This window comes from Lysobacter sp. Root690 (assembly GCF_001427785.1).
GTDB lineage: Bacteria > Pseudomonadota > Gammaproteobacteria > Xanthomonadales > Xanthomonadaceae > Lysobacter.
Genome location: NZ_LMHM01000012.1, coordinates 602944 through 619596, shown reverse-complemented (window position 1 = coordinate 619596; position 16653 = coordinate 602944). Strand labels below are relative to the sequence as shown.

The window sequence follows — 16653 nt, the reverse complement described above, 5'->3', positions numbered from 1 at the left end:
GAGTGACCATTTCGTATTATAGTCACATCAACCCCTGCCCTACTCCGGAAAAAGACCATGCCGTGAAAGCACCTGCTCGCTGCATTCACTGTTGCCAGCTCCCGGGTGCCCCGGCTTGGCATTGGCGCTGCGGCGCATGCGGCGCTCACAGGTCGTCTACTGAGGGCCTTGGCTCCGATTTCGGCTTGGTCAAGCACCAGACGCTCAGCCCCTCCAGCCAACGTCCAAACCGAAGCCGTTTGCCCGCTGCGGCCTATTTGCCCTTAAGTACCGGGTACGGATTGACCGCGGCACCTTCCCACCAACGACGCTCGGGTCCCAGCACAAAGATCGCGAAGTGCAAGTGCGGCGCATCTGCGCTGGCGTTGCCCGTGCTTCCGACGTAACCAATCACCTGGCCGCGGCGGACCGCCTGTTTTTCCGCCAGTCCGTCGGCATAGCGCTGCAGGTGAGCGTAGTAGTACGCGAATTTTCCGCTGGGTTCGAACTGATAGATCGTCAACCCGCCTAGCTTGCTGTCGAACAGCTTCTCGACGTGTCCGTCAGCCACCGCGAGAACCGGGGTGCCCGCACGCGCCATGATGTCGATCGCGTCGTGCGAGCGACCCTGGCTGCGTGCGTCTGTAAACGTATCGGTCAAGTCGTTGGCGGTCTTTCCTTCGACTGGGACAAGCAGTTGTTCCGGCGCAACGGCGGCGGCCTGCGATGCGACCGGCGTGGTGTCGCCGATCGGAGCGGTGGCGGCCGCCGATTCCGAATCAAGCGGCGGCGCCGCGGCTGCAGACACGGGTCGCGATGAGGACAGGTCGTGCGACGTCGACGATTCGGCCGACGCGCAGGCGCTCGCGCACTCCTGACCGGTTGCGAGCGCCGGCGCTCGCCGCTCGCCGAATTCGCGATAGACCAATGCGCCCAGCAGCATTCCGAGCAACAGCACGCCGAGAAATTTCATCGACTACTCCTGCATCACCACCGGCACGGACGGACCTACCGCCGCCGCCAGGCGTTCCACGTCCCAGTTGGTCAAGCGCACGCAGCCATGCGACTGCTGTTTGCCGACGCTCGATGGCGTCGGCGTGCCGTGCAGCCCGTAGTGGGGTTTGGACAAATCGATCCAGCGAGTGCCAACGGGGTTGTTGGGACCGGCCGCCAGTTTCGCCTTGGCGTGTTTAGGATCGGAATCCCAGAACAGCGCCGGGTTGTAGTGAAAGGTGGGGTCGACCGCGGTGGCGCCGATCTTCCATTCGCCGATCGGCAACGGATCGTGCGCGCTGCCGGACGATACCGGGAACAACGCGATGGTCTTGCCGTCGGCGTCGAGCAGGGTCAAGGTCGAATCGGATTTGTCGACCACGACTTTCGCCGCCTTCGGCAGCGGGCCGAGGTCTACGACATTGGGAACCTGGATCTGGGTGCCGGCCTTGGAAAAATCCGTGCCCGGATTAAGCTTGCGCAGCAGCGCGGGACTGGCATGAAACCGCTCGCCGAGGGCTTCTTCGATGGACTCGAAGCCCAACCGCCCAAGCTTGCCCTGCTCCATCATGTCCTTGGGCAGCTTGGCGAAGGCCTGGCCGACATCCTGTTCGGTCAACGTATAGGCCGTCACCACGGCGGGTGCGTCCTTGTTGAGCGCAGCCCAGGTATCGGCATCGAGTTCGCCGCTCGTCGGCAGATCGTGCGCGGCCTGGTAGCCGCTGAGGGCGCGGCGCTGATTGGAACCGGCGAGCCCGTCGATCTCGCCGGGAGAAAAGTTCGCGCGGGCCAGCAGGATCTGCGCGCGCAGACGGCCGGCGACGCCGGTGGTGCTGGCCGGCTGATTCGCGGCATCCGCGAGCGCGACACTCTCGGCGTGGGCCGGCACGGTCCAGGCGCAGGCGATGGCGGCGAACATAGCGAGCTTGGTGCGGATGGCGGGCATGATGGCTCGAATGTTGAAAGACGGGCCTAAGCATCGTCATCGCGCATGTGGATCAGGTGAAGGTTGGTCCACGCTCCTCGAACGCGTGCGCATTCGTTCAGCCATCGAATTGCTCGTCGACGTTTCCGTCTTGCGAATAAATCGCCGCCGTTTCTTCCGCATCACAGACTGGTTCGAGCAAGGTGCAGTCATCGCGGCTCGGATCCCGGATCGCTGCACTCACTCGGCAGGCCTCACGCCGCGGAGCGAGCACGCGTTTGAATCAGTACTCCGACGCTATCGGCCCGAGATGCTCGGGGCTTGCGGCGTATGCACTTCGTGCTTGTATAGCCTCGACCGTTCTTGGCGAGGTCGGAGCGTGGCTGATGTTTCATCGTGCGCCCGCTGTATGCACCGTATGAATCCAAGGCGTCACCCCGGGCGATTCACCCCTTGATATACGCCGCCAATTCTTCGGGCGCTCCCGTAGGGAAAGACGCTTTCAGGAACTCAAGAAAGGCGGACACGCGAGCGCTGAGCAGGCGCCTCGATGGGTACAACGCCCACAGCTCGATGCCCGGAGCCTGGACCTCGCCCCACTGCACCAGCGTGCCGGCTTGCAGGTCACCCATCACCAGCGACAACGGCAATTGCGCGGCGCCAATGCCGGTGCGCACGGCGCTGCGGATCATGATCAGCGATGACAGGCTCAGTACGGGGTTGGCATTGATGCGCGCGAGGCCGGTTGGCGTGATCAGATCCCACGCGGTGTTCGGCGGCCGCTTGCTGCGCATCACGGCCGGCGCGATGGAATCGCCTCGCGGCATGGGGAGACCGGGGCTTGCAACCGCGACCAACCGATCGTGCAGGAAGATGCGGCCGATGAGGCTTTCATGGTGATCCGGATTGACCCGGATCACCAGGTCGTAGCCCTCCTCCACCATGTCGACCATGCGATCGTCGGTCGACACTTCAAGACTTACCTCCGGATACATCAGCGCGAACTTGGCGGCCAGCTCACCCATCGCGGTCTGAGAAAACAGCAAGGGCGCACTGATCCGAAGATGGCCGCGCGGCGTGTCGCCGCCCGAGCTGATCGACGTCGCCGTCTCGGCCAGCTCTGTCAACAACGCCTCCGTGCGCTCGTACAGCGCTCGGCCCTCCTGGGTGAGTTTGAGCAGACGCCCACCGCGCTCAAACAGACGCAGGTTGAGGCTGCTCTCCAACTCGGCCACGCGACGGGACAAGGTCGCCTTGGGTCGATCGGCGGCGCGGGACGCCCGGCCGAAGCCGCCGTGCCGCGCCACCAGGTTGAAGTCGGCCAGAGCCAGCAGGTCCATGTGTTCCACCAGCGAGACAGGAAGTCCAAATATACGGGCTATCGGGCCATGGGTGAATCACCAACCATAGGGCCACCTAACCCAACCCGGAGCAGTCCCATGACCATCCTCATCACCGGCGCCACTGGCAACATCGGCCGCCACGTCGTCCAGCAGCTCACCCAGCGCGGCGCCGATGTGCGCGCCCTGGTTCGCGATCCGGCCACCGCGGCTCTGCCGGCCGGGGTCGCCACCGTGCAGGGCGACTTGCTGGATGTCGACTCGCTGCGCGCCGCCTTCTCGGGCGTCTCCACCTTGTTCCTGTTGAACGCGGTGGTGCCCGAGGAGTTCACCCAGGCCTTGATCGCGCTAAACGTCGCCCGCGAGGCGGGGATCGAGCGAATTGTCTATCTCTCGGTCATCCACAGCGATCGCTACCTCAACGTGCCGCACTTCGCGGGCAAATTCGGCGTCGAACGCATGATCGAGGACATGGGCTTCAACGCCACCATCCTGCGACCGGCCTACTTCATGGACAACGACCGCACCATCAAGGACGTTGTGCTCGGCCATGGCATCTATCCGATGCCCATCGGCCACAAGGGGCTGGCCATGATCGACGCGCGCGACATTGGCGAGATCGCCGCCATCGAACTTCTGCGCCGCGAGCGGTCAAGCGAGCCGCTTCCCCTCGCCCGCTTCAATCTCGTCGGCCCCGACACGCTAACGGGCGCGGACGTGGCGGCCATCTGGTCGGACGTGCTGGGTCGCCCAATCGCCTACGGCGGCGACGACACCGCAGGCTTCGAGCAGAACTTGCGCCAGTTCATGCCGAACTGGATGGCGTTCGACATGCGCTTGATGAGCGAGCGGTTCCTGACCGACGGCATGACGCCGGACGCGGGCAACGTCGCGCGGCTCACCGCGCTGCTAGGTCGTCCACTGCGTTCCTATCGCGACTTCGCCGCCGAAATCGTGGCTTCCGCTTGAGCGCGTCGACCAACCACGCATCCCTACACGAGGGAAGCTACGCAATTGGCAAGCTCGCCAACGCCGTCGAGGCTGAGATGGATGCATATTCAGTCATCGAATTCCTCGTTAACGTCCCCGCCTTTCGAATAAGACGCCGCCTCGTCCGCATCGGACACGGGTTCGAGCAAGGTGTAGTCATCGCGGTTCGGATCCCTGATCGCCGTGCTCACTCGATAGGCTTCCAACTGCGGAGCTTTCAGCCCCGACAAGAAGCGCTTTGGAAGCCAGCGTGCGCCTTCGATCCAGCGCCGCCATTGAGCTGGGGGCACGAAGACCGGCCCGTCCGCTACCAACGGGGGAGGAATGGCGGGATTGAGATGAGTCAAAATGCTGAAGCTATAGAGCGGCGGCCCATCTCTATCCCAACATTCCCATAATCCGGCCAGAAGCAGCGGAGTGCCCGCTACGGATTGAATGAAGTATGGTCGCGGCGGCGATACGGTGCGATCCCATTTGTAGTATCCGGTGATCGGTACGATGCAGCGCTGCTTCTCCCAGGCTCGCCGGTACATTCTGCTGCGCGCCGCGCGATCCATGCGCGCGGTAACGGTGGAGTAGCGCGTCGTAGCCTCCTTCGACCACGGCGGCACGATGCCCCACACGCAGTCGCGGACTTGTAGGCCCTCCCCAATGTCAAGAATCACCGAGGCCAAGCCGCGGCCCACGACGTTGTAACGATCCGGCGCGTCGACGAGGGCCAAAGATAGTGTGGGAAAATGGCGTGACAGCCACGCCTCCTCCGCCGACAGCGCTTGTGCGAATCTACGCATCGTACGACCTAGGCCAGCCGCATAGATAGGTCCCTCATTTGGTGCCAGATCGATCTAACGGATGATGCACTCCGTCAGTCGTTGGAACCTTCGCTATAGCGAGAGGATTCACTCCTTCCAGACAGCCAACGTTGACCCCGTATTGATCCGGGTCGGACCGGCGCTGGTGGTGGGTGTAGATGCCGCAGATCGAGCAGAAGTAATGCTTAGCGACATGCGTATTGAATTGATAGAGCGTCAGCCGCTCGGCGCCTTTCACGATATGCAAGTTCTCCACCGCCACCGTTGCCACCACTGCGCCCTTGCGTCGGCAGATCGAGCAGTCGCAGCGATGCGGATCGACCAATCCGTCAGGCAAAGTCAACTCCAGCTCCACCGTCCCGCAATGGCAGGTCGCTCGGTGTGTTGTGTGTATCGGCGCGCCGCCTACCTCCCTGAGCGTCACCTTTACTTTGTTCATGTTTTCGTCCCGAACTTCATCGTGCTGCCGCTATTTCAACGGCGCCACGGTCTGTTGATAGGTGCCTACCACCGAACCCTTGGCGATGACATGGCCTTTGGCCGCCTTCAATACCTGATCGCGATTGCTACCGGGCGCGATATCGAGCACCTCATCCAGTGCGAACACCTGGATGTGATAGTGATGCGGCGGATCGCCCGCCGGGGGACGCGGCCCGTAGTAACCGACCGAACCTCGACTTGTCGCCCCTTGCAGCACTCCGGTTGGTTCGGTCAGTCTGGGTTGTTCTGGCAACCCTTCAGCGAGTTGAGTTACATCGGCAGGAATGTTCCACATGACCCAATGGACGAAGGGCGTGATGGGTTTGGCGTCGGGATCTTCCATAATTACCATGTAGGACTTTGCACCCGGAGCAACCGACCAACGCAAGGGCATGGACACACCGTCCTTGTACTCGCTGTAACGCATGTCGATCGCGCCATCGAGTCCGATCGCTGAAGAAGCCACTTCCAACGTACCGCGCGTCTTGGCCTCATCTCGGGCCAGGGCCAGCGGTACGCCTATACCGGCCTGACTTTGCTGCTGCATGCTGCGCGCCGGTACTTTCATGACCGTGCTGGTTTTCGGCACCTTGCCGTTGTAGGCCACGCGGTAAATGACTCCGTTGGCATCGTCCGACAGCAACAGCGCGCCGTCGCCCGCCTGCGCCAGACCGACCGGCCGCGCTATGTGGGTTTTGCCGGCATCGGTCAGGAATCCGGAGACGAACGGCTCGAACGACTTCGGCCGGCCCTTGTCGAAGACGATTCGGACGATCTCGTAGCCCGACGCCGGTCGCCGATTCCAGGAGCCACGAAATGCGACGAAGGCGTCACCGCGATACTCGGACGGGAATGCCTTGCCGGTGTAGAAAAGCATCTGCATCGGCGCAGCGTGCGCGGTGTAGCCCAGCACCATCGGGTCGCTCATCGCTCTCCACTGCGCTTTACTGATCTCGCCCGGCGGCGTGCTTTGCGGATTGATCCCGCCGTCGCCGTAGACATGCGGCCAACCGTATCGATGCCCCTTCCTGATCTGGTTGAGCTCCTCGGGCTGCACGTCGTTGCCAAGGAAGTCGATGCCGTGGTCCATGCCCCATAGTTCGCCGGTTGCTGGGTCCCAATCGAAGCCGATGGTATTGCGCAGTCCGCTTGCGAAAATGGTACGGCTCTTCCCGTCCGGCGACACCCTCAGCATCGTGGCATGCTCCGGATTGGTTTCGTTGCACGCATTGCATGAAGAACCGACACTGACGTAAAGCTGGCCATCCGGGCCAACCGCCAGCGTGCGATTGGGATGCTGACCGCCATCAGGCAGATCGCCGGTGATCATCTCCAACGGTCCCAGGCGCCCGTCCGGCATCAAATCGGCGCGAGAGATTTCCTTCACCGTGGCCAGATACAACTGATTACCGTGAATGGCAATGCCGTGCGCGCCAGCACGATTGGCGACCGTGACAGGAGCGCCGTCGGCCTGGCCATCGCCATCGGCGTCACGAAGCATCAATACGTCGCCCTGCTCCCTGCGCGTTACGTAGACCGTGCCATCGGCGGAGACAGCCAGCATCCGCGGATTCTTCAATCCGGTAGCGAAGGGAAGAACGGTGAATCCGGCCGGGACGCGCAGTTGCGAGATGCGTTCGGGCGTGGCATCAACTTTTGCCGGCTTGAACACCTCGGCTTGGACACTGGCCTGGGTTCCGTCACCCTGTTGCGCACCGGCAACGCACGCGATCAGGCACAGGCTCACGCCGGTAACGACTGTTTTCATACGCTTACACCTGGACTGGGCCGGCCCTCAGGCTTATCGCCCCTGCGTTCAGACCGCGCGAAGAATGCCGTAGCGGCCTTGGAAGGTGTGATCGACTACGCTTTCCGTCTTCCGTCTGCACGCATCCTGCCTTAACGATTCAGTGGCTGAGCGGCTTGGCGCGGCTACGAATAGATCGGATTGCGGCCATGAGCGAAGAATTCACGCAGGCAAAAAGTCGCCGCCACTAAATTTCTGAAAATACCGGGTTGGCCCCGTGTCGCGTCGCATCACATCCTTCGAGGAGCCGCCGCTATGAGTGAAGCCAAAAACCCGCTGACCCGTACCGCGCAATTGCTCGGATTCCTGATGAAATACCGCAACTCGGGCGTGTTCACAGGGCTGGACTGGAACAGCGCGACTGACATGGATCCAACGACCGTCGAGGAAGGCAAGCCTGCGGATTTCGTTCGCGACTTGGAGGCGCTAGGACCGACCTTCATCAAGGTCGGCCAAGCCTTGTCCACACGCCCGGATATGGTGCCACCGGCCTATCTAGCCGCGCTGGAACGCATGCAGGACGACGTCACCGCGGTGGATCCGGCCACGATAGAAGCGGTGGTCGAAGCCGAACTCGGCGTGCGCCTGCACAGTGTGTTTCCCGAATTCGATCCTACGCCCTTGGGCTGCGCATCGCTGGCCCAGGTCCACCGCGCGGTGTTACGTGACGGACGTGAGGTGGCGGTTAAGGTGCAGCGGCCCGACGTGGCCCAGAACATCCGCAGCGATCTGGACACCCTGCAGATGCTTGCGTCAAAAGCCGACAACGCCACCCAAGCCGGCAAGCGGCTGCATTTCGCCGATTGGGTGCAGGAATTCCGCAAGACGCTGCTGGACGAACTGGACTATCGCCTCGAAGCCGATCATCTCGAGCGATTCGGCGATCACTTGGCCCGCTATCCGACCTTGATCGTTCCGCAGCCGCTGCGCGACCTTTCCGGCGCCAAGGTTCTGACCATGGAGCTAGTCAAGGGCAGCAAAGTGACCGACCCTCTTGGGCTGCGGCGCACCGAGAATTCACTGACGCCCGTAGTCACCGACCTACTGCGCGGCTATCTGGATCAGATGTTCGTGCATGGCGAGTTGCATGCCGACCCGCATCCCGGCAACCTGTTGTTGACGCATGATCACCGACTGGCGATCTTCGACCTGGGCATGGTCGCGCACATACCGCCCAAGTTACGTGGCCGGCTGCTGAAGCTCGTGTTCTCGGCTGTCGACGGACGCGGCGAAGCGGTCGCCGACGAACTAATCGCGTTGGGCGTACGCCTGGAGGATTTCGACGAGGATCGGTTTGTCCGTGAAGTCGGCCAGCATGTCGCTCGTTACGCCGCGCACAGTCACGCCGCAGCCTGGTCCGAAGGACGCCTGCTGCTGCATCTAAGTCGCCTGAGTGCGCTGTGCGGCCTACGTACACCGCCTGAGTTCAACCTGCTCGCGAAAACCCTGTTGAACCTGGAAGCCGTGTGCGTCGCGCTCGACCCGGACCTCAGCGTGAAGGATACAGTCGAAGCGCACCTGCAGCATTTGCTGCGCGATCGATTGCGCCAGTCGTTCTCGCCGGCGAATCTGGCCAGCGAAGCGATCGAACTTCAATCGCTGCTGCAGGACGCGCCCCGAAAGGTCGGAACGGTATTGTCATTGCTGGCGGAAAACCGGATGCAGGTGCGCATCACCGGCTGGCAGGACTCCGCGCTGATGGAAAACCTGCAGAAGATCGCCAATCGCATCGCCGCCGGCATCATCGTCGCCGCGCTGCTGATCTCCAGCACCATGCTACTGCGATCGGGGGTTGGCCCCTTCCTGTTCGGCTACCCGGCCTTCGCACTGGTTCTATTCGTGATCGCCGCGGTGCTGGGACTGATGATCGTCGCCAGCACGTTGCGCAATGACAAGAGGCCGGACCCGCGCGAGGAACGTGGTACGCGCTCGTAACCGTTCACTTCGAATCATACCCTTGGCTGCGTCCGCCAAGTCGGCCGCAACCGCAAAGGATGGGCGATGAAACCTGACTGGATCGGGTGGCTGGCGTCGGCAATTCTGGTCGCGACGCTACTGAGGCAGATAGTCAAGCAAGCGCGATCGCGCGCCCCCCAGGACGAGGCGATATCCAAGTGGTTGTTTGTAGGCCAATGCGCCGCGTCAACCGGTTTTGTGATCTACAGCATTTTGGTTCACAACTGGGTGTTCATCGTGACCAACAGCTGCGTCCTGATCACTGCGATAGGCGGCCAGATCATCGTGGCTAGGAAGAACCGAAAATAAGGCGCTACCCCACATCCGTCGCACCATTCACAAAATTTGAACACCCTCCGGATAAGCCTCGTACTAATGGACATGCCTTGGCTACCGCCCCTACCTCCGGGTTACGGCTGGGCTGCGATGCAGCTCGCCGACGGCCGTACCGTCATAGAGGTGAGATTTCAGGACCGCCACCTCGTGGCTTACGCTTTCCAGCCCAAGCGCCGCCGCGGCTGGTACTTAGGAGGAGAGCGCCTCGGGGGCGCCTCGTTCGTAGAAGACCGACGCTCGCAATGCGCGACCATGTCGGAAGCCTGCAGCCAACTCGCCAACTGGGCTAGACAGCATATGTCTCAGAATTGGCGGGGGGCGTAAGGTGTTAAATGATTCAGCCAACCAGTTTTGGTGACTTTCCGCCAGGAACTCAAGTGACCGCAGCGGCGATTATGGGGCTGCACATCCTTGGATCTATACGTCACCCCGCTCAAGTCATCGACATAAGCTCATGCGATTGCCTACCCACTGCTCCCCGCCACCAGTTTGAGTGGTTGCATGGCACTGCCGTATGTACGTCAGCCAACAAAGCTTCCATGATCAACGGCAGCAAAAATTATCCCGGCGCTACTTATGATCACGATTATTATGTTATTGAGCTGAGCTTCGACTGTCGTGCGTACGCTAACGTGATAATTTTACGCGACTACTCCGACAGTCCTAACGTGTGAGACGCCATGACCTAATATGCCGCTCATGGACCCCACGCTGCACACCTCCCTTCCGCTTGGTTTCGAGTGGGCAAACTCATCGCACACCGACTTCAAAAGCGCGCACATCATTGTGCTGGAGCGTGAAGTGTGGGTGGCCGTCGCATTGCCGCGCAGAGTTGCGGATGGCTGGGAAGTCTGTACTAGAGTCTATCGTCGGCAATTCAGCTCGAGCCGCTGGGTCAACATGCGCAGTGAAGCCGAGGCAGTGCGGTGGATTGCCAGCTGGGTGAACATGTACTCAGGCCGGATCGCTGCCGAGGCGCCGCGGCGCAGGCATCGGCCAGTCGCGTCAAACTCTATGCTGGATCGTATGAAGCATGGATGGTAACCAGCAAAGCCATTTTGGTAAGCTAATTTTAAATTTGCGCCGATAAGTCGTATTCACAAAGCGGAGCGCACTGTGGCAGTTGTAAAGCAAACAGCCAAGCTAGCCGAAGTTCTTACAGCCCTCCGAGAGAAGCATGGGTCAGACGTCGTGGATCTGGCCCTGTGGATGAGCCCCAAAGTGCCGGATGCAATCATGCTGGGCCGACATGAGGTGATTCTTTCAAAAGTTCATCCCGGCCAGGTCAGTCGCCTAATTTCCTGTCTTCGCGACCTCAACTTCACTGCGGAAGAAGTGCCTGCAACTTCTGGCGACGTTGCTAATAAGAGCCCGGATGGGCTCACTCGCGTCGTAGTCCGCTGGTGCCCCGCCGGGAGGCATCAATGATGGGGTGGAGCGGCCTATATAACTAATCACACAGGCTCGATGGATAGACAAGAACAACCCGACCATCGCCGCTTAGCCCCTTAGCGATTCCTGTACGAGACGGTGCGCACAATGGGGACTCCGCTTCCACGTCCGATCACAGTTGGCCGCGGCTAGAATCGCAAGCGCTAAAAGCATTACTAATCGCAGCTGTATTAGTGGCGACGAAGTTGGCATTTCAAATTTTTTAACCCGCTAAGGTCTTATGGTGCGAGAGGCGGCGCACGAGGCACCGATTGATTCGCGCAACATGGCCAGCGCGCGTACGCTCCGGGCTCGCGTCGGTGCCGCCACACAATCTGACGGAACGTGAACGTGCAGATCGCGCATGTGAGCGTCGATAGCGGTGGCAGCCACACATACGTCAGTTGAGATCCCCGTCACGACCACCCGCTGTGTTCCACAATGTTCCAGCAGGACTGCAAGCGGCGTCGAGTGAAAGGCCGATTGTTTGGGCTTTAGAATATAGAAGTCGTCAGACTCGGGAGCCAGGCGACTTGCAAGCGGTGATCCTCTACAAGACTCCTGATTGCAAACGGCCACAAGTTCCCGGAAGTCTGCATGCCACTGACCGAAGTTGTCATTAGCGTAGATTACCGGTGCGCCTGCCTTCTTAAACCTTTTCTTCAAGCTTGAAATTTTGTCAGCAACGGGAATAGCTTGCTTCAATAGAGCGCAACCCGCATCGAAGTCGAGCATATTCAACATATCGACGATCAAAAGCGCGGGACGAATTAATCTTCTCGGCATATGGAGATTCATTTCCCGCAGAGACGGTGATCAGTCAACAACATTTTGATGGATCGAATCATCCCCTCTCGGACTTCAACTTGAGCGAATCAGCACCTGTTAGGACTCAAGGATGTCAGGATGATGAGGCATAGCGGCTGCTCGTCGGGGATACTGAGGGCCAGGATGTGCGACGAGCGGAAGGCGCTTTTGGCTCCATACGCGCACCCATGCAGCAGCGACCACATCTCGTGCTTGAACCCAGTCTAGTCGCGAGCCTGATTGCGTGCGGCGATAGCGAACTTCGAGCTCATCGAGCATTTCCAAAAGATCTCGGCCGGCCGCTTTCAAGCATGCATCGATGCCCAGCTTAAGTGCAGGCTCTATGTCCTCCCAGCGCGCTTCGGCACAACGTGGAAGCTCCCTATATCGAACTCTCCAGTATGCGATTTCGGCATCTGAATCGACCGCCAAAGCGATAGATGGGGATGAAGTTTCGAATGCTCGGCTTCCCATAGATTTGGCCCTAGAGTGATTCCCCCCTGAACACCGTGAACCTATCGCCGGTAGCGTCACGAATTCGTGAACAAGTGACGACCTTGTTCGCGAGATTTTCGATAGAGCTGACGCAGTCCAACCGGCCGCGTCCTCCCGCCGTAAGAGCGGTCTTCGCCTGCTACCTGCCCTCTCACTTATCATTCGTGCTCCGCAGGTACAGGAGCCACTGCCGTTGCGAACCAAGTCGCGTACGGAGTACCGGTCACCAGCTTACGATTTAGATCGGGCGCGCCATCGCTCCACCATACAGGTCCACGCTCACCGAGGGCGACCTTTGCGAGATGGACACGCCGTCGCGCTTTCGCCAGTGCCGCGGAATCGTTGCGATATTGCTTGATCGCGCGACGGGCATCCATCAGTTCAGCCACAAAATTCTTCCGATCGCTCTCGGCGAGATCCGGGTTTGCCGCGCGCCATAGTCGGCCACGCACTATGAGGTAGCGCCCATCTGGGGTGAACAACGCAGCGGACGGGCGGTCGCTCATATCCGTCATGCTTCCCTGATCTCGCGGTCGGAGTGCGAGGTGATGCTCAGTTCGCGCCAGTCCAACTCTTCCTGCAGATGGCCGAATACGTCCTGCGCAATACGGTGATCGCTCAGAAGCTTCTGCAACGCTTCGCGTTGCGCATCGACTACCTTGCGGGAATGGCCGCGATCGTCGACGTCCTCAGCAGCCATATCCTCGACTACCTGATCCAATATCGCGCGTGCATGCTTGATATCGCGTTCCAGCGACACGTCCGGAGGAATACCCAGCCAGCGGATCATCGGCGCAATTGTGGCGCCCTGTATGACCAGGGTGCCGAGCACGACGGCAAATGCGCTCAGCATGATCACGTCGCGGCCGGGGAATTGGGTGGGCAAGGACATCGCGGTCGCCATGGTCAGCACTCCGCGCATGCCCGACCAGCCGATCAGCACGCGCAGCCTCAAATCTCCGCCGGTCTTGCTGAGGCCCGGCAGTAGGCGGCCAAGGATTGCGCGATACGATAAGACCCAGCCCAATCGGGTCACCACGACCACCAGTAGCACTAACGCTGCGAAGCCTATCGAATCCCAAAGCGCGTTTCCATCCAATCGCCTTAGGATGTCACGAGCTTGCAGCCCCATCAGCAGAAACGCGAGCACATTTAGAATGAACACGGCGGAGTCCCATACCGAGGACGAATGGACTCTGTCGCGCGGACTTTGCCGCTTTGGCGCACCACGGGCCAGCCACATCGCGTAAGCCACTACAGCCAGCACCGGTGAGACATGCATGCGCTCGGCCAGCATCCAGATTCCAAATGTAGATGCGAATTCGAGGATGGTAATACTGTGCGTGCCGGCCCAGAAGCGCCACAGCGAGACGAATAGCGCGCCGGCCACACAGCCCCACAGCAGTCCGCCCGGAATTCCTAACAACAATGTCGGCAGCAACGACGCGACGTCACCCGTATGACTAGCCACTCCGACCGCGGCGGAGAATAGGAGCAATGCCGTTGCGTCATTGAGTAGACTTTCGCCTTGCAACACGGTCATTGTGCGACGAGGCAAGCCTTGGCTGGCGAGAACGGCTTGGGCAGCCGCAGCGTCGGGAGGAGCAACAATTGCGCCCAACGCAACAGCCGCGGCGAGCGGCAAACCGCCCACACCCCAGCCCAGCCAAGCCACTGCGGCGGTAGTGAGCAGTACCGCGATGACCGCCAGCGCGAGCAGTTGCGGCCAATGCTGTCGCAGCTCATACGGCGATGTGTTGTACGCGGCGGATAGAAGCGCTGGCGCAATGAATAGCACTAAAGCCAGATGGGGATCGATTGCGATCTTCGGTGCCCACGGCGACATTGCGACGAGCACCCCGGCCAAGGCTAACAACGCCGGGTACGGCCAGCGCAATCGACGCGCAAGCTGCAGCAGCAAGGCCGACACCAGCAGCAGAATCACCAGGGTTTCAAATAACGACATCGCGGTCCCCGTAAAGGCGATGCTCGCCTGGAGAAACTTGGACGGACGCGTGCTCGCAGCGACATCACGCCGTGTCCGCATGCACTAGCCCCCCTCCAAACACGCGGACGCACGGGTAAGCGCTATCGCATTCGCGACTACGCCATCACAGGAAGTTGAGGCAACAGCTTGTCCAAGGTTATCGGATACTCACGCACGCGGATGCCAGTGGCGTTATGGATGGCATTGGCGATAGCGGCACTTACACCGCAAAGACCGAGCTCGCCCACACCTTTAGCCTTCATCGGCGATGACTTGTCGTCGGCCTCGTCGAGGAAAATAACCTCCTGATGCGGCACATCGGCATGCACCGCCACTTCGTAACCTGCGAGGTCATGGTTGACGAAGAAGCCAAGACGCTTGTCCACCGCCAGTTCTTCCGATAGCGCGCCACCGATGCCCATGGTCATGGCGCCGATCACCTGGCTGCGGGCCTGCTTGGGGTTGAGGATACGGCCGGCCGCGCACACCGCCAGCATGCGGCGGATGCGTGACTCACCGGTGGCGATGTCCACGCCGACCTCGACGAAATGAGCGGCGAAGGTCGATTGCTGGAACTTCTTGGCCAGGTCGCCGAACTCGATGCTGTCTTCGGCCACCACGTCACCGGACTCGGCGGCTTTTGCGAGCGCGATGCTGCGCCCGTCCACGCTGACCTTGCCGTCGGCGAAGGTCGCCTTGTCCGCATCGAGTCCGAGCTTCGCCGCGACGATCCCGCGCAGCTTCATGCAGGCGGCATAGACGCCCGCGGTTGAGCTGTTGGCGCCCCATTGGCCGCCTGAGCCGGCCGAGACCGGGAAATCCGAATCGCCCAGCCGCACGACCACCTTGTCCAGCGGTACGCCCATTACCTCGGCGGCGGTCTGGCCGATGATGGTGTAGCTGCCCGTGCCGATGTCGGTCATGTCGGTTTCCACCGTGACCTTGCCATCGGCGGTCAAGCGCACGCGAGCGCCCGACTTCATCACCAGGTTGTTGCGGAACCCCGCCGCCATGCCCATGCCCACCAACCAACGCCCGTCGCGCACGGCGCCGTGCTTGGGATTGCGTTTGCTCCAGCCGAAACGTTCGGCGCCGGTGCGCAGGCATTGCACCAGCTCGCGCTGCGAAAACGGACGCTCCGGCTTCTCCGGATCGACCTGGGTGTCGTTGAGGATGCGGAACTCGACCGGATCCATGCCGAGCTTTTCCGCCATCTCATCCATGGCGATTTCCAGCGCCATCAATCCGGGCGCTTCACCGGGCGCACGCATCGCATTGGCTTCGGGCAGGTCCAGTGTGGCCAGGCGCGCCTTGATCATGCGATTGGCGCCGGCGTACAGCAGCCGGGTCTGCTGAACCGCGTTCTCGATCCCGCCGCCGGGCAGATCGCCAGACCAGCTTTCGTGGCCGATGGCGCTGATCTTACCGTCCTTGGTCGCACCGATGCGGATGCGCTGAATCGTCGCGGGACGATGGGTGGTGTTGTTCGCGATCAAGGGCCGGGGCAGCGCGACCTTGACAGGCCGTCCCGCCGCGCGCGCGCCCAGCGCCGCGAGCACCGCGTCGGCGCGGACGAACAATTTTCCGCCGAAGCCGCCACCGATAAAGGGCGAGACCAGGCGAACGTTTTCCTTCGCTATGCCCAAGGTCTTGGCGACATCGCCGCGGCCCCACGCGATCATCTGGTTGGACGTCCACAGTGTGAGCTTGTCGCCGTCCCAGGCGGCGATCGACGCGTGCGGCTCCATCATCGCGTGCGACTGGTCGGGCGTGTGATAGGTGGCATCGAGTTGCACCGGCGCCGCGGCGAACGCGCCGGCGAAATCGCCGACGGCGATGTCGGGCTGATCGCGTTCGGACACCACCGCCGATGGCTTGGCCGCGGCCAGATCGAATGCGCCGGCGCCGCGGTCGTAGCGGATGCGCACCAGGCCGGCCGCGGCGCGCGCCTGTTCGAAGGTCTCGGCGACCACCAGCGCGACCGCCTGATGGTAGTGCTGAATCACCGGACCGCCGAGCAGCTTGGCGGTGTTGAAGTCGCCCTTCGCCAGCTTGCCCGCGTTGGCGGCGGTCACGATGGCCAACACGCCGGGAGCCCGGCGCGCGGCGTCGAGTTCCATCGACATGATCCGGCCCTTGGCGATGCCGGCGCCGATGACATGGCCATACACCGCATTGCGGACAGCCTCGTGCTGCTCGTAGGCATAGGGCGCGGTGCCGGTGACCTTCAAGGGGCCATCGATGCGATCCAGCGGTTTGCCGACCACCTTGAGCTGGTCGATGGGATTGGTCGTGGCGGGGGTATCGAATTTCAT

Annotated in this window: 13 protein-coding genes; 3 read left to right on the top strand and 10 right to left on the bottom strand. The window is 61.5% G+C overall.

Translation table 11 applies throughout. The annotated features are described in order from the left end of the window. Positions 1-253: 253 nt before the first annotated feature. From ASD86_RS10560 to ASD86_RS10550, 3 genes are all read right to left on the bottom strand, one after another. Positions 254-952, bottom strand: a complete 699-nt coding sequence (locus tag ASD86_RS10560; RefSeq protein WP_056110145.1) for a M23 family metallopeptidase — start codon at positions 950-952, stop codon at positions 254-256. A gap of 3 nt (positions 953-955) precedes the next feature. Continuing rightward, complete coding sequence (locus tag ASD86_RS10555) at positions 956-1918, bottom strand: L,D-transpeptidase family protein (RefSeq protein WP_056110143.1); 963 nt, start codon at positions 1916-1918, stop codon at positions 956-958. A 425-nt stretch (positions 1919-2343) separates the two neighbouring features. Next, on the bottom strand, positions 2344-3237 hold the full coding sequence (locus tag ASD86_RS10550) for a LysR family transcriptional regulator (protein ID WP_056110141.1): 894 nt from the start codon (positions 3235-3237) through the stop codon (positions 2344-2346). Between the two features lie 99 nt (positions 3238-3336). On the opposite strand from ASD86_RS10550, the gene ASD86_RS10545 reads away from it, so the two are divergent. Continuing rightward, on the top strand, positions 3337-4206 hold the full coding sequence (locus ASD86_RS10545; RefSeq protein WP_056110140.1) for an NmrA/HSCARG family protein: 870 nt from the start codon (positions 3337-3339) through the stop codon (positions 4204-4206). 89 nt (positions 4207-4295) lie between these two features. On the opposite strand, the gene ASD86_RS10540 is transcribed toward ASD86_RS10545, so the two are convergent. Genes ASD86_RS10540 through ASD86_RS10535 form a run of 3 tightly spaced genes read right to left on the bottom strand, consistent with a single transcriptional unit; the run spans position 4296 to position 7287 of the window. Beyond that, positions 4296-5018, bottom strand: a complete 723-nt coding sequence (locus ASD86_RS10540; RefSeq protein WP_082578249.1) for an SOS response-associated peptidase — start codon at positions 5016-5018, stop codon at positions 4296-4298. A gap of 34 nt (positions 5019-5052) precedes the next feature. Continuing rightward, positions 5053-5478, bottom strand: a complete 426-nt coding sequence (locus tag ASD86_RS25910; RefSeq protein ID WP_082578248.1) for a GFA family protein — start codon at positions 5476-5478, stop codon at positions 5053-5055. A 30-nt stretch (positions 5479-5508) separates the two neighbouring features. Beyond that, positions 5509-7287, bottom strand: a complete 1779-nt coding sequence (locus ASD86_RS10535; RefSeq protein ID WP_056110135.1) for a YbhB/YbcL family Raf kinase inhibitor-like protein — start codon at positions 7285-7287, stop codon at positions 5509-5511. Between the two features lie 294 nt (positions 7288-7581). Between ASD86_RS10535 and ASD86_RS10530 the strand changes: the two genes are divergently transcribed. Together ASD86_RS10530 and ASD86_RS10525 are read left to right on the top strand one after the other, a co-directional pair. Next, positions 7582-9261 (top strand): AarF/UbiB family protein, encoded by a 1680-nt coding sequence (locus ASD86_RS10530; protein WP_056110133.1) that lies wholly within the window; start codon positions 7582-7584, stop codon positions 9259-9261. Between the two features lie 66 nt (positions 9262-9327). After that, complete coding sequence (locus ASD86_RS10525) at positions 9328-9591, top strand: hypothetical protein (protein WP_056110131.1); 264 nt, start codon at positions 9328-9330, stop codon at positions 9589-9591. 1689 nt (positions 9592-11280) lie between these two features. On the opposite strand, the gene ASD86_RS25905 is transcribed toward ASD86_RS10525, so the two are convergent. The 4 genes from ASD86_RS25905 to paoC form a co-directional block, all read right to left on the bottom strand. Then, positions 11281-11847, bottom strand: coding sequence for an isochorismatase family cysteine hydrolase (locus ASD86_RS25905; RefSeq protein WP_082578247.1), 567 nt, complete (start codon positions 11845-11847; stop codon positions 11281-11283). Positions 11848-12509: 662 nt separating this feature from the next. Further along, positions 12510-12857 (bottom strand): hypothetical protein, encoded by a 348-nt coding sequence (locus ASD86_RS25900; protein ID WP_082578297.1) that lies wholly within the window; start codon positions 12855-12857, stop codon positions 12510-12512. Positions 12858-12862: 5 nt separating this feature from the next. Next, positions 12863-14317 carry a cation:proton antiporter gene (locus ASD86_RS10515; protein WP_056110127.1) on the bottom strand — a complete coding sequence of 485 codons (1455 nt, stop codon included), beginning with the start codon at positions 14315-14317 and terminating at the stop codon, positions 12863-12865. A gap of 137 nt (positions 14318-14454) precedes the next feature. Beyond that, positions 14455-16653 (bottom strand): aldehyde oxidoreductase molybdenum-binding subunit PaoC, encoded by a 2199-nt coding sequence (paoC, locus tag ASD86_RS10510; protein ID WP_056110125.1) that lies wholly within the window; start codon positions 16651-16653, stop codon positions 14455-14457.